The following is a 14,957-nucleotide window of genomic DNA, read 5'->3' on the forward strand; positions in this document are numbered from 1 at the left end:
AAAAAACTGATAATCAGTAGAAGTGGCAACTTCCTCACAAGGAAAAATATCTTTTAAACTTGTAGAGGCTTGTGATTCAAAAATCAGTATGAACATCCAACTTTATTTAGGCGCTTTATTTTCCCAGATTCAAGGACGACATTGGTGGATAGGTATCCTCTTATGGTTTGTTTTAGTTGCTCCTGCTCAAGCATCTGTAATTCTGCGCGTAGCAATTGAAAGGGGAGTAAATCAGGTCAAAGTTGGTGCTTCCACGACAGCAATAGTTAAAGATAGTGCTGGCCGTACCCTTGGACAACTACCAGGAATGAGTGCTTATGCTGCTCAAGCAGTTCCTGGAGGTGTTGCTTTGGATAAATGGCAATCAGGGTTATTTTGGATTGAACCCACAGGTAAGGGATTTGTCTATATAGGCGATCGCTGGTTTCGCGGTAGAACTCTAGTTATCCCCACCGAAAAAGGCTTAACCGCAGTCAACTGGGTAGATTTAGAAGAATATCTCTACAGCGTTCTGGGAGGAGAAATGAACTCTAGCTGGCCGCAAGAAGCCTTAAAAGCCCAAGCGATCGCTGCCCGCACCTATGCCCTCTACGAGCGCGAAAAACAGCGTAACAACCCCGTTTATGACTTAGGAGATACCCCCGACCGTTGGCAAATTTACAAAGGTGTTAGCAGCGAATCTCGTAACACCTACGCCGCAGTAGATAGCACAGCCAGTCAAGTCCTCACCTACGACAACCGCATTATTCTCTCAGTTTTTCATGCCTGTTCTGGTGGACACACCGAAAACGTAGAAGACGTTTGGGGAAATGCCCTCCCTTATTTACGCGCTGTCCAAGACTTTGATCAAAACATCAAAGAATGCAACTGGGTAAGAACTTTCTCCCCAGGGGAAATTAGCGGCAGAATTTCCGGTATAGGCAACATCAAAGATATCATGATCGAATCTCTGTCACCTTTCCGCAGCGTTAAAAGCCTCAGAATTGTTGGTGATCAAGGTACTAAACTCCTCAAAGGTGAAGCAGTCCGTACCGCACTCAAGCTCAGAAGTACCCGTTTCACCCTCAATAAAGACGCAAATGGTAACTTTGTCCTCCAAGGATTAGGCTTTGGACATGGTTTAGGTATGAGCCAATGGGGAGCATATAATTTAGCTCAACGCGGTGCAAACCACCTACAAATTTTAGGACATTATTACAAAGGTGTAGCCTTAACTCCTATTCAAGCTAAGTAGACTGGGGATTGGGGAGATGGGGAGATGGGGAGAAAATTCTTTCCCAATCACCAATCACCAATCACCAATCATCTATCTTCATCTAACCGATTTTGCCTTTTCACCTGCTCAAATTCCTGTTCTAGTAAATCAGTATCACTGGAATAAATTAAATCTTCTTTACCAATGACTGTTTCTGTTGCAAACTGACTAGCAAAAGCCATCTTTTCCTGTAAAGAATCATCAGCATTTGTTAACAGTCTAGCTCTTTGCAAACGCTCATCATTACGATTAACAATTTTACCATTACGCCATTGAATCCAAAAATACCGCGCTAAAGGTATTCCTAAAAAACCAATCCCATAAGCTAACAATAACCAATAAATTCCCTGGACAAAACCAACTAATCCCCCTATTTGGGCTGCAACTGTACCACTTTTCAATAAACTGCCTAATACCAAAGCCCCCACTAAATTCACTGCACCCAAACCCGCACTGAGCATAATTTGTCCTGAACTAGCTGCACTAAACCGCCAGGTAATTTCATCTAAATATGGCTCTATTGGTTGACGGATTTTTTTACTAGCTTGTACTTGTAATTCGGGGAAATAATAAACAATTTGCCCTTCAGGACTTACCTGGGGTTTGCCATTAAATTTCACCAACACAGGCAAGATATAATCTTCATATTCTTGCTGATATTTCTCACCCAAATTATCCAAATAAGGTGCAATTTGTTCAGCTACAACTGCTCCCTGATTATTCCTAATCACACTTCCAATTTCTTGCCAGCGTCTTTCTTCTAAATTGGCATTAGGATTTCCATCACCAAACAAAAACGAAAATACAGCTTCCAAGAAATTGAACTCACTATTTTCTCTTCTTTCTCTTCTTCTTTCCTGACTACCATAATCGGGGCTAAAATACCAGAATAAATCTGGGAAAAAGAAAAAATTGAAACCACTCGAACGGCTGCTTCTATTATCTCCATCTCTGTCTGAATTAGCAGCAGTAATAATAATGATAATGGTGATAGTAATCAGCGCAATAGAAGCAACTAACAAAACACCAAAGGAAATGCGAATTAAATAAAACAACACTCCCCAAATCTTTTTCCACCATTCTTGCAACCGCAACTGCAAGTATTTGTTACGTAAGATTGTTCTAAAATTTTGCGGAAATTGATAAACAATATCACCAGATTCTGCTACCTGTAAATGTCCACCAGCATCAGAAGCTAAAGCTAATAATCCTTGATTTGCTTCACCTACATTCAAACCAGCCTGACTAGCCACATCACCAACAGTAACACGGTAGCCCAATTGTTCCACAGATCGCATAATAGCGGGATTGGGAGTCATTGCTCTCCTCTCCTGTTGTATTTTACAGTTCTTTTCTTTAGTATAAATAATTATTTCACTTGTCATTGGTAATTATAAACAGCAAGAAAATTACAAATTCTAAATTTTCAATTTAGATCCCCAAGCTTTCAAAGAATTCAGGGATCTTATGGCATTTAAATGTTAAAATTAATTACCTGCTAGGTAAACCAGCAAATTTTACCCCACTATGGTTCAATATACTCTCGCTCAAAGCCCAGAAATTATTCTCACTGTTCCTGGTAAAGATTCGGCTAAAGCCCGTGATAAAGCCATGGATCAGTTGATGGAATTGATGGAAGCTGATCAACTACCTACAGAATTGGAAGAAGGATTTGGTCCTCAACAATTAATTGAAGTCAAAGAACCAACTACTGATAATACTAGCGGTGAGGATGCCATTACTCAAGCCGTCCAAATTCTTAGCAATTTAGCTACCCTAAAGTTGAAAGTTCAAGAAACCCGGGTTGAGGCTTTGGAAATTCGTAAAGCAGTTGATGTACTTTTTTCCGATAATTCTGTAACTGAGGAAGAAATTACTCGTCTCAAGGAAGGTTTTAAGGTTCTCAAAACTTTTGCTCAAGCTAATATCCGTTATCAAGAAGCAAAAATAAAAGCAGAACAAGCTAGACAAGTTTTAGATCAAGCTCTCAAATCACCAGAAAAATAACAGAAAAAAATTCAACTCTGAAAACACAGGCAGATGTGAAAAACCAAAAAGGGTAGATTAAAAAATCTACCCTTAATAATGCTGGGGCGCTAGGATTCGAACCTAGGGATGGCGGGACCAAAACCCGCTGCCTTACCACTTGGCTACGCCCCAATGACTCAGCTTTAACTAATATAGCAGTAACCATATAGGTTCTGTCAAGTGCTTTTCAGAAAAAATTTAATAATTCAATATAGATAGATCCCCGACTTCTCCAAGAAGTCGTGGATCTGAGGGGATCTGAGGGGATATGGCACAAAAAAAGGAAGGCTTCTATTCCTTCCCTGGGCTTGTTGTTTTGATGGTTGTTTTGGTTGTTTTCTGGCTTTTGCTGCTCTTTGAGCTTGTTTCTCAGCATCTGTCTTTGTTTCTTCAGTTGTCTCTGTCTGGCTGAACCGCCCCGGCCTTTGTCGTTTCTCCCTTCTTTGCGGGGGGATTCCCATCTTTTTAAGCGCATAATGTTTTTTGGGTGACTAAATAAACAGCACTTGTCTTATTATACTACACAATTTTGAGTTTTTACAGAAGTCTGAGGCAATAATGGCGATCGCTATTTTGATAGGAGATTAAGATCCCCGACTTCTTGAGTTCATCTTCTCATTCATCAGATCAATTATCTCATAAGTCGGGTATATTTTACCACCAACTAACATCCTGTACATCCTTAAATCATGAAAATATATTTAATCTTTTAAAATCCAATTTGCTAGATTTTGTCTAATTCTTGTTAACCTTGCTTCAAAAATTTCACCAATTTTTCCTAAAAGTATCTGTTCGGAAACTACAGCTAGTCGTGAAACTCGAAACACACTTTCTGATTTTAAGCCTGTTTGCGAAAAATCAACATCTTGGGGTGAGATAATTTCATCTAATCCTGCTATTTCTTGTCCTGTTTTTGTGGAAATCATACAGGATAGCCAGTCATCATATACATTATTGGATAGGGGTTTGATGAGTAGTGCAGGGCGTAGTTTCCCCAGCGTCAGGTTAGTTTGCGGAAATCTGAAAAGAACTATTTGACCTGCTATTGCCATTTTTCTATCAAATCGGATTCTGTATATTCAGGAAGATGATCATTTTCTAAGTCTCTCATAGCTTGTTCTAAGGAAAACTCGTTCCATTCTTCATTTTCTTTGTTGGTCAAGATTGGGATTAAAAATTTTTTAATTGTCCATTTTTCTTCTTCTATCAGTTCTAAAATAGTTTCTTTAATCAGGGCTTTCAGTTGTTGGGTTTCCATTGCTCACCTTGGGTTGATCATTCTTTGATTTTACCTTGTTTTTCAGTTGTGTATCTGTGACTAGGAAATTGAGATCCCCGACTTCTTTAGTTAATCTTTTCATTGATAACTCAATTATCTCAGAATTCGGGTATCTTTGACCACCGACTAACATCCTGTACATCCTTTAATCCTGGTTATCCTGATTTTGAATTAATATTTTTCTAAATCTCTGTTTTGAAAATCTGTTCTAAATGATGAGTGTGATTTTCTGCTTCTTTGAGTAAATCATTCCAATCATCTGGAGGATTACCACTTTCTAGCATTTTCTGGAATACTCGATAAGCATCTGTTTTGCTTTGATATGCTCGCTTGGTGTTTTCGTCGTTTACCCAAGCATAAACAATGATTTTACCATGTTGATGATATCTAAAAAATAATCGGTATTGCTGAAAAAATTTAGCTCTAAACCAGTGTTTGTATTCATCTCCCAGGGTTGTACCTTGACGATAATCGTTTAATGTTGGATCTTGAGGAATGACATTAAATGCAAGTTTGAAAATAGCAGATAGACGTTTTGTGGGGTTTTTCTGTTTGTATTCTTGAGGAGATTTCTGACGTAAGTTTTCTACCTGTATGATCAGTTCTTCTAACTGTTCTAAAAACGAGGAATGAGCAAATATAGTCCATCCATTAATTATTAAAGTTTGATTTTCAGACAATTTTACTCATCCTCGTCTGATAGTGGTGCATCCAGATCAATATCTACATCAGCAACTAAGGATTGAATACGGTTTACTAATTCTGGTTTAATTGTTTGTAGGTGTTGAGGATTTTTTTGTATATCCTGTGCAATAAAGTTTAAAAATTCCCCCAATATCGGATCTTCTTCTTTTTGATCAGCGCGAGAAATAATTACTTTACCGTCGGGTTGAATCACATAGCGAATTTTATCACGTTTACCCAAGCCTAAAGCTTTACGCACGGGTTCGGGTATTGTGGTTTGATATCTGTCTGTTAGGGTGGACTCGGAGGATGGATTTGGTTTGACAACCATAACAATTTTGATGTTTGTTTTTTATTTTTAATGTAATGCAGGTGCATTGTGTTGTCAATGTTTGGGTTTTTGGGTTGGGTTAGATCCCCGACTTCTTTTATTAATCTTCTTATTTATCAGTTTAATTATCATAGAAGTCGGGGATCTTTGATCATGTTATTTTTTAGTAGGTTAACAGTAACATCCTGTACATCCTTTAATCCTGGTTATCCTGATTCTGACTTTTTCGGTTTTATGCACAAGTTTATGAAAGAAACGAACCACAGAGGCACAGAGGACACAGAGAGAAATTTCTGTTATTTTTTAGTAGGTTAACAGTAACATCCTGTACATCCTTTAATCCTGGTTATCCTGATTCTGACTTAATATTTTTCTGTAATCTTTAAATTTTATAGTCCACAAGTCTCAACGCGAGAAAAGACAATCTCAATCCCATCATACCCCCAAGAAAAACCGAACCAATCCCGTCATACCAATATGGGAGGTGATATACGGGTGCTGTAATCTTTTCTAGACTAGAATCTACAGGTCTGGACGCAAGAGAAGACATCCACAACTCCAACTTATCATCCCACCAACCCAACCTCCTACAAATTTATCTACCAACCCCAGTCCACCATTTTGTCCTAAAGTAATAATCAGATTTCCACCCAAGGGAAGATGTCCTATTGGTGCTGTTAACGAAAAGGTAAGATCACTGTAATCGAACCACGTTTCTCCTTTTTTCCATCCCACCTTTTCACCAAATTGATTCCACATTTGGTATTGGTAATCTCTTGTTCCGCCCAAATCCTGGTAAATCTTTTTCTGGACAGAAAAGCCAAATTTTCCTTTACTGTATTTTAGCCAAAATTGGTTAATAGTATGCAGGTCTTCATGGGGAAAATTATCAATATCTCCCACAGTCAAAAAGGGAAAATTTTCTAACATACTGAAGACTCCTAACTTTTCCTGTTTTCCTACCAGTAACATAACTCTCCCTGTTTCCTCATCGGCTTCTTTCCATTTACCCTCTGCTAATAATTTCTCTAGTTTTTGATACTGACTAGGTACAGTAACAGATGGTTGAGGAATTTTTACAGGTGGTTGAGATGGTTGAGATGGTGGTGTAGACACTTGAGATCGTCTAGTAACTGGAGGTGGTGGAGGTGGTACAGGTAAAACTTTAGATGGCGATCGCCTCTTATTTTGATCTACAAAATTTAACGCCTGAATTACTTCTTTCACAGATTGATAACGATGTTTAGCAATAGGACTTGCTAATTTTTCCAAAATCTTCCCTAACTCATTACTTACCACATTTCCATTTAAAAAATCTCTCCATACCCATTCCCCTTCCATTGGACTATATAAATCAAAAGGGCTAATTCCTGTTAATAAATGCAAACAAGTTACCCCTAAACTATATAAATCACTAATAAATAATGGTTTACCCATTGACTGTTCAGGGGCGCAATATTCAGCAGAACCAATAATTGTTCCTGTAGCTGTGCGTTGCTGTGGTTTAACTATTTTCGCCGCCCCAAAATCTACTAAAAATAACTTATTATCACTACTTAAAATAATATTTTCTGGTTTAATATCTCGGTGAATTACCTGTTTACCATGAACGAAATCCAATATTTGCAAAACTTCTATTAATAAACCTCTAATTTCCTGTTCAGAAAAAACACCATTATTATCTAACTCAGTTTGTAGAGTTGCACCTTTAACAAATTCCTGCACTAAATATTGACGATTATCAGATGTAAAATAAGCCATTAACTCAGGTATTTGCGGATGTTTACCCAACTCCTCTAAACGTTGTGCTTCCTGTGCAAATAACTGAGATGCTTTTTCAATACTATCCGTTCCCTGTGCTTGGGGTAAAAATTGTTTAATTACACAAAAAGGTTTTGATGGTTTATCCTCATCAATAGCTAAAAACGTCCTACCAAAACCACCCTGACCTAAAATTGATTGCGGTGCATATCTTTCACGCAAAAGTAACTTATTACCGCACTTCTGACAATATTGGGAATTATCAGGGTTAGGAAAAAGACAGTCAGGATTAAGACATTGACGCATAGACTCAAAACCAAGGCTTTGTTGCAATTTTACCTTAATTAATCAAGACTTACGCAATATTTCTGCTGAATTGAGAGATTCAGATCCCCGACTTCTCAGATAATTGAAGTGATAAATGAGAAGATTAACTCAAGAAGTCGGGGATCTTTGACCACCAACTAACATCCTGGAAATTCTTAAAATCGCTGACCTATACCAATATGCACCCGACTATCTCCTTGGTCATTAATGCCATAGTCAGCACGAATTAAGCCTAAAGGTGAATCAACGCGCACACCTGCACCATAGCCAAAACCGCTACCAGGCTTATTTCGCTCACCTGCTGGATCTCCGATCACGGTATCACCAGAACCTAAGTCAGTAGCAAAGTCAGCAAACAGCACACCTCCAGCAATGGGGAAGATGGGAAAGCGATATTCAGCAGAAGCTAATACATAACTGCGACCACTTGCTACCTTACCAGCATCATAACCACGCACTGAATTAGACCCACCTAAGTTAAAGGTTTCATAAGGTGGTAAATCACCCACTACAGTTCCAGCTTGCAGATTTAAGGCAAATACTTGGGGCTGTTTGCTGTTAAATAATTGCACGGGCATAAACTGGCTATAATTGCCTCGCAGCCGATTCATGGTAATCTGACCATGACCAACAGGTATAGATTGTTCGGTGCTGAAACTCAGGAGAGAACCTTGAGTGGTTTTGACTGGGTTATCCCGTTCGTCTTTGGTAGCTGTGAAGGATACGGTAGTTAGATCATCAATTCCTGTATCACTAAAAGATAATCGGTTGTTGTTAGCATCTCTTCGAGTAATATTACCTGAGCGATCGCGAATAGTAACACGAGTATAGTTAAGACCGACAGCAGCATCCCAACCATCAATTTCTTGCTGAACACTCACACTACCGCCAATTTTCCCTTCCCTTACTTTGTCATCATTGGCCAACTTAATGGTATCATCAAAGGTATCAGAAAGTTGTCGTCTACGGAAGGTCTTGATGTTGTAACCAAGGCGTTCAGGATTAGTTTCTCGATAAGGACTATTGAAGTTAGTATTAAACAGTACATCCTGTCTATTTACTTCTACATTTGCAGCTAAAGTATCATTCACACCGCCAACATTTTGATCTCGATAGCTTAATACTACGGATATCCCATCATCAGCATTGTAGCCACCACCTAAGTTAACTGAACGCGCTCCTACTTCTTGAAGTTCGTAAATCAAATCAACTTTCCTTGCATCTCCTTCAAAGACAACATTTACGGTTTGAAATAAACCTAACTTATATAAAGTTTGTACATCCTGTTGGGCTAAATTGTCCTGAAAGACTTTACCAGGCTGTAATTTGAGTTGCTGTCTTAGGAAATCATCTTTAGTACGTCCTTTGATGGGATTACCATTCTTATCAACCTTTTGTCCTTCTTCATTCACAAAGCGAAATTTGACATCACCTAGCAAACCTTCTGCTACATTAACTGTGAGGATGCCTTGGCGACTGGGTTGAATTGAGATTACCCTGGCTAGGGTATAACCATTTTCTTTATACCACTGGTTAATTTGTTGGACTATTTTCTCCAGTGCTGCGGGACTAATATCTTTACCGATCTGATTTTGAAAGTTTTCTAAGGCTACTTGATAGCTGAGAACTTTTGCACCAGATAGTTGTATTGCTTGTGCAACTATTGGCTTGACTTGATAGACAACATTTAAGCCAGTAGATGTACTACTACTATTAACATTGGCATCAGCAAATAAACCAGTATCTAAAATTGCGGCTACATCTTGTTGGAGTTGGTTTTGACTGGTTTCTCCCCCAGTTTGGGTTTTAATAACTTTGCGAATTATCTGCTCTAATTCTGGATTAGCGCCAATTATCTGGACTTTGGTGGCTATAACTACTAAATTATCATTTGTAGTCAAGTTTTTATTGTTGCTATTACTAAAATTATTCTGGACAACCACAGGCTGAGATACTGATGGAGAGCTAAATTCTACAGCATAAGTAGTTTCTGGGGAGGCTAAGGTTTCTAGCTGTGTTGTTTGAGTTTCCACATCAGGTACTATAACTACGTCTGTAGCTGTTGCGGTTTGATCCGCTGGATTTGTGGTTGGAGTCGGTGCAGCATGAGCTTGCTGGGTGACATTACTAGCCGCTAAAGTAGCTAAGGTCAAAATGGCCGCAGAAGAAACTCGCATAATTAAGAATTAATATTGATTAACTTGATCAACTGCTAGTTAGTCGCAGTCAATAAGAATGGTGTAGGGTAAATTGAATTGGATGGGAATCAGTACCTATGGATAAACAGACAGTTAATTATAATTTTTTGTTTCTGGTCAAAAAAGCCGTTACTAAGGAATAGATCCCCTGCTTATCAAGAAAGTAGGGGATCTGGGTATTGGTTGTTTTGGTAATTGATATTATTTATTATCAGATTTTTTGATCACAAATTGCAATACCTGGCAAATGTTCCTATCCAAAATCTAAAATCCAAAATCTAAAATTATATGAGTGATTTATCCCCATTACCTGTAGTTACCAACTCTTTAGACACTAGTCCTGGGTTACAGTTACTGGTTTTAAGCAATGGTCATGGAGAAGATATCATTGCTGTACGTATAATCAAGGAACTGCAATGTCTATGTTCGCCACCTAATATTTTTGCTTTACCGCTGGTTGGTGAAGGACGTGCTTACCAAAGATTTAATGTTCCTTGTATTGGTAAGGTTCAGGCTATGCCTTCTGGTGGTTTTATTTATATGGATAGCCGCCAACTGATGCGAGATGTGGGCGGTGGTTTGGTGCAACTAACTTGGCAACAAATTCAAGCTGTGCGGCGTTGGGTGAGTTCGCAAACAAAATTAGGTAATCAAAATGCTATTTTAGCTGTGGGGGATATTGTACCACTGTTGTTTGCAGCTATTAGTGGTGCAAATTATGCGTTTGTAGGGACGGCAAAATCTGAATATTATGTGCGGGATGAGTTGGGTTTATTACCTAGAAAGTCAAAGTCGGCACGTTGGGAAAATTTTTCTGGTTCGATTTACCATCCTTGGGAAAGGTGGTTGATGAGTGGTCGTTGTCGGGCGGTGTTTCCTAGAGATGCGCTGACAACGAAAATATTAAGAAAATGGCCAATTCCTGCTTTTGATTTGGGAAATCCGATGATGGATGGTTTAGAACCGACGTTGAAAATCCCTCGATTTTATAGTGCAGATGTTGAACAACAAGAAATTGCTCGTCCTTTGATTGTGACTCTGCTTCCTGGTTCTCGTGCAAATGAGGCTTACGCTAACTGGGAAATGATAATGATGGCTGTATCTGCGGTGATTGCTAGTTTTGGGGAGCGAGAGGTAATATTTTTAGGTGCGATCGCTTCCGGTTTAGATAATAATATTTTATCTCAAACTTTACAAATTATGGGTTGGCAAAACTGGGATCAATCTCCTATTCAACTTGCTGATGCTAATGCTTTGATCTTTAAACAAAGAAATGCTTATCTTCTTCTCACCCAACAAGCTTATAATGACTGTTTACATTTGGGAGATTTAGCGATCGCTATGGCTGGAACTGCAACGGAACAATTTATTGGTTTGGGGAAACCTGCGATCGCTATTCCTGGTAAAGGTCCTCAATATAACCCTGCTTTTGCAGAAGCCCAAAGTCGTCTTTTAGGATCATCTTTAATTTTAGTAGACCAACCAGTAAAAGTTCCCCAAGTAGTAGAATCCCTATTCAGAAATCCCGATTTTTTCCAGGAAATTGCCGAAAACGGAGTTAAGCGCATGGGTAGTCCCGGTGCGGCCAAACGGATTGCTGAATGTTTGCAAGAGCGGTTAATTTACAAGTGATCATAAAAATTACAGATTATCTCTGTCACCTGTCACCTATTATCCTACTAAGCCAGAACGCAAAGCCCTAACTGCTGCTTGGGTTCTGTCATCAGCGCAGAGTTTATTCAAAATGTTGCGAACATGAGTTTTGACTGTTCCCACTGTAATATACAGCTTCTCAGCAATTTGTCCGTTACTACAACCATCAACAATTAATTCTAAAATTTCTAGTTCCCGCTGAGTCAAGGGATAGGTTTCCAAAACTTGCTCATATTCTGTGGACAAAGCTTCAATTTTGACAGTTTTTGGTTTATCAGATGTGACAGTTTCTCCTGGTAAACCCAAGCGCATTTTCTTTAATACCACATTGGCGATCGCCGGATCAATCCAAGAGTTACCAGCATAAGTCGCTTGTATGGCTTCGGTTAATTTATTAATGCTTGTTTCTTTCATATAATAAGAATCTGCACCCGCAGCAAAAGCTGCTAAAACTGCATCTTCTGTGTGATCCATGGTCAAAATCAGGATTTTTGTGTTGGTTTGTCCAGTTTCTGCTTGGTAGCGTTTAAACTTGCGTGTGAGTTCAATTCCATCCATATCGGGTAAACCAATATCAACTACAGCCACATCTGGCTTAGTAGTTTCTAACAGTTTGAGACCTTGAGTGGCATTTGCAGCTTCACCAATCACTCTTAAGCCGCCGTGTGATTGCAATGCAGCCCTTAATCCCATCCGGGTTAAATCATGATCTTCAATTAAAATAATGCTAATATCACTCATTTTTACACCCAATTATATATCTTAATACTACTGTGAACTTAAAACACGAATGTAAGTTTGGGGTCTGATTTCTCCAAACCAAAGATAGATGATCTTAGGACTAGGCTGCATCCATCGATAGAAATAATTAACTTCACTTATTTCATTTCCGATAGAAGTAAAAATCTAGCTACGGATATATGCCTAATGTTTTTGAATGTGAAATATTGAGACGAATACAAAATTATACAATCTCCTTGTCATGGCTCCAATTTCGTTAAGCTCAGTTTTTCTGAATTTCAGCTTCTCACCAGGTTTAAAAAAAAGCTGTCAAAACTTCTTGATTCATATCTCGAAATTTATGTAATTAATAGAACCACGCTTTTTACAAATTACTTAAACTTGATCAATGCTTCCTTTCCCATCCTTGTCAATAATCATTGATGTCACATAAGGCCGCAATTAGTTTACTACATTCAAGTTTTCAAAGTTTTGGGCGAGTATAATTTACTACCATACAAGCCAAGTCTACCTGCGTGGACTAATGAAAAATCAAGGGTTTGAAACCCACGGAGGTGGGTTTTGCCTGTGTAGCAGGGACTTCTAGTCGCCAGAGTGTTATTTCCATCCTAGCACAAGAGGAGATTTCTGTGACATAAATTTATTAACCGCAGTACCAACTTGTAACTTCATCATTCATGATCGTGATTACTGCTAGACAGTTTCAGATCATTGAAAATAAGATATGCACTTCCAGCTTTTTCAGATTGAATGAGTAATTACTTACAAATCAATACTAAGTATTATTCAAGTGAGTAAACTGCTCAAGCTTATGGTACACAATGTTTGTATGCAACTCTCACTAATGGGTGAGGACGGTGAATCATCTACTCATTTACAATTGTGTTGAGATAGATAAAGTATTTGATTTTACTTTATATCGACTCTGCCTAATTTCCTACAGAATTATTTTCATCTGGATTATGGTCAATTGTTTCCGAATTATTTTTTATTAACCGTGAGCAATTTACCCTTGACTAGAGTTCTGATTAGCAGATTCAACACCATAAACAAATTTGGCATAAATTTGGCATAAACAACCAATACTTGCTTACATAACCCGTTAAAGACATAAAAATTCACAACTAGGATGAAGTGGAGGTAGGTAAATTAAATGTGACTAACATCAATTAGATATAGCGTAAAATAACTGAATTACTGCATATCTATATTTGAGAGACATAAAAATTATCAATTCTGTAGTTACATAGTTTGGAAATAGAAATCCTGGACATCAATCTCTATTGGACAGCGAAAATAAAAACTGATGAAAGAGACGCTGAAAATTTTGGTTGTAGATGATGATGAAGTAGATCGCATGGCAGTAAGTCTAGTTCTCAAAAATGCTGGTGTCTGTATGGAACTGAGTGAAGCCAGTGACCATAATCATGCTCTATCTGCTCTCGAAAATACTAACTTTGACTGCGTTTTTCTCGATTCTAGCCTACCAAATCAAGATAGCTTCACTCTAATTCATAAGCTACACTCTTTAAAAATTAGAGTTCCTTTAGTTATCCTCGCTGCACAAGAAGAGAAACAAATCGCTGTCGAGTTATTGCAAGCTGGCGCTACAGACTATCTGATTAAGTCTCAGCTAAACTCAGATATTTTAGCACACACTTTACGAAATGCGATTCGATTATATCGTGCTGAAATAAAAGCTGATTTGGCATATCAACAACTTAAAGAAAGTAGTGAAAAACTGATTCAGAAGAACCAAGAATTAGAGAAACAACGGCAACAAATTCAGTTACAAAATTTAAAATTGTTAGAAGCATCACAACTCAAGTCGCAATTTTTAGCAACCATATCTCATGAATTACGAACTCCGATGAATGCTATCATTGGTTTTTCTCAAATTCTCTTACGTCCCAAATTTGGTCAACTTAGTCATCAACAAGGGGATATGGTAGAGCGTATCCTCAATAATGGTAAGCATTTACTGATGCTGCTGAATGAAGTTCTGGATTTTTCCAAATTGGAGGCTGGTAAATTAGAGATAAAACCAGAAATATTTGACTTATCAAAGATAGTCAATAATACGGTAGCTGAAATACGTTCATTAGCTGAAGCGAAAAATTTATCTTTGCTAGTGGAAATAAATTTAGAAAATACTTTGGTATTTAATGATCCAGTAAGAATACGTCAGATTTTAATTAACCTGCTTTCCAACGCCGTTAAATTTACAGAATATGGAGGTATTAGGGTAGAAGTGGCAGAAATTTCTCAGAATCAATTAGCGATTACTATTCAAGACACAGGGATTGGCATTTCTCATCAAGATTTTAAACATATTTTTGAGGCATTTCAACAAGTAGATCAAGGTATTAGCCGTAAATATCCGGGAACTGGACTAGGTTTAGCAATTATCAATTCACTACTACAAATGATGGGAGGAAAAGTATTTTTAGAAAGTCAATTAGGGGTGGGTTCTGTATTTAAAATTGAATTACCACGTCAAATTACCACATCACCTCATAATGGAGATAATTATAGTAGTTTAAATTTAGGTAGTGACGATGGATTTTATTATTCTCATCAAAATCCACCTTATCTACCATTTGAATTCAACAAAGTTTCGCTAGGATATCCTCATCTTAGATTGTAAATTCCCAAGAGTAGATTAATTTAGATGAATTTTTCAGAATTTGGTAAAGTATA

Annotated in this window: 12 protein-coding genes and 1 tRNA gene; 4 read left to right on the plus strand and 9 right to left on the minus strand. The window is 38.0% G+C overall.

The window, feature by feature from the left end:
- The first annotated feature begins 88 nt into the window (after positions 1-88).
- Positions 89-1,234 (plus strand): SpoIID/LytB domain-containing protein, encoded by a 1,146-nt coding sequence (locus tag VB694_RS09595; protein ID WP_323360088.1) that lies wholly within the window; start codon positions 89-91, stop codon positions 1,232-1,234.
- 68 nt (positions 1,235-1,302) lie between these two features.
- Here the strand turns inward: VB694_RS09595 and VB694_RS09600 are convergent, their stop codons facing one another.
- The gene (locus tag VB694_RS09600) at positions 1,303-2,574 is read right to left on the minus strand and encodes a hypothetical protein (protein WP_323360089.1); all 1,272 of its coding nucleotides are present in this window, start codon (positions 2,572-2,574) and stop codon (positions 1,303-1,305) included.
- Between the two features lie 208 nt (positions 2,575-2,782).
- Here VB694_RS09600 and VB694_RS09605 point away from each other — a divergent pair, with 208 nt between their 5' ends.
- Positions 2,783-3,262 carry a hypothetical protein gene (locus tag VB694_RS09605; RefSeq protein ID WP_323360090.1) on the plus strand — a complete coding sequence of 160 codons (480 nt, stop codon included), beginning with the start codon at positions 2,783-2,785 and terminating at the stop codon, positions 3,260-3,262.
- Between the two features lie 81 nt (positions 3,263-3,343).
- On the opposite strand, the gene VB694_RS09610 is transcribed toward VB694_RS09605, so the two are convergent.
- The 7 genes from VB694_RS09610 to VB694_RS09640 all read right to left on the minus strand — a co-directional run bounded on the left by VB694_RS09610 (position 3,344) and on the right by VB694_RS09640 (position 9,842).
- A tRNA-Gln gene (locus VB694_RS09610) sits at positions 3,344-3,415 on the minus strand.
- Positions 3,416-3,984: 569 nt separating this feature from the next.
- Entirely contained in the window at positions 3,985-4,335 is a 351-nt protein-coding gene (locus VB694_RS09615) for a type II toxin-antitoxin system PemK/MazF family toxin (RefSeq protein WP_323360091.1), read from the minus strand.
- Positions 4,326-4,541 carry a hypothetical protein gene (locus tag VB694_RS09620; RefSeq protein ID WP_323360092.1) on the minus strand — a complete coding sequence of 72 codons (216 nt, stop codon included), beginning with the start codon at positions 4,539-4,541 and terminating at the stop codon, positions 4,326-4,328. The genes VB694_RS09615 and VB694_RS09620 overlap by 10 nt, the downstream gene beginning before the upstream one ends.
- 203 nt (positions 4,542-4,744) lie before the next feature.
- Positions 4,745-5,242, minus strand: coding sequence for a type II toxin-antitoxin system YhaV family toxin (locus tag VB694_RS09625; RefSeq protein WP_323360093.1), 498 nt, complete (start codon positions 5,240-5,242; stop codon positions 4,745-4,747).
- A 2-nt stretch (positions 5,243-5,244) separates the two neighbouring features.
- Positions 5,245-5,577, minus strand: coding sequence for a type II toxin-antitoxin system PrlF family antitoxin (locus VB694_RS09630; RefSeq protein ID WP_323360094.1), 333 nt, complete (start codon positions 5,575-5,577; stop codon positions 5,245-5,247).
- A 522-nt stretch (positions 5,578-6,099) separates the two neighbouring features.
- Complete coding sequence (locus VB694_RS09635) at positions 6,100-7,644, minus strand: protein kinase domain-containing protein (protein WP_323360095.1); 1,545 nt, start codon at positions 7,642-7,644, stop codon at positions 6,100-6,102.
- Positions 7,645-7,820: 176 nt separating this feature from the next.
- A complete protein-coding gene (locus VB694_RS09640) occupies positions 7,821-9,842 on the minus strand; it encodes a BamA/TamA family outer membrane protein (RefSeq protein ID WP_323360096.1) in 2,022 nt (673 codons plus the stop codon).
- Positions 9,843-10,151: 309 nt separating this feature from the next.
- On the opposite strand from VB694_RS09640, the gene VB694_RS09645 reads away from it, so the two are divergent.
- On the plus strand, positions 10,152-11,495 hold the full coding sequence (locus VB694_RS09645) for a lipid-A-disaccharide synthase-related protein (protein ID WP_323360097.1): 1,344 nt from the start codon (positions 10,152-10,154) through the stop codon (positions 11,493-11,495).
- A 39-nt stretch (positions 11,496-11,534) separates the two neighbouring features.
- Here VB694_RS09645 and VB694_RS09650 read toward each other — a convergent pair whose 3' ends face one another.
- Positions 11,535-12,257 (minus strand): response regulator transcription factor, encoded by a 723-nt coding sequence (locus VB694_RS09650; RefSeq protein ID WP_323360098.1) that lies wholly within the window; start codon positions 12,255-12,257, stop codon positions 11,535-11,537.
- Positions 12,258-13,563: 1,306 nt separating this feature from the next.
- Here VB694_RS09650 and VB694_RS09655 point away from each other — a divergent pair.
- Positions 13,564-14,904, plus strand: a complete 1,341-nt coding sequence (locus VB694_RS09655) for an ATP-binding protein (RefSeq protein WP_323360099.1) — start codon at positions 13,564-13,566, stop codon at positions 14,902-14,904.
- The last annotated feature ends 53 nt before the right edge of the window (positions 14,905-14,957 follow it).

This window comes from Anabaena sp. UHCC 0451, from assembly GCF_034931405.1.
In the GTDB taxonomy this organism is placed as follows: Bacteria; Cyanobacteriota; Cyanobacteriia; order Cyanobacteriales; family Nostocaceae; genus RDYJ01.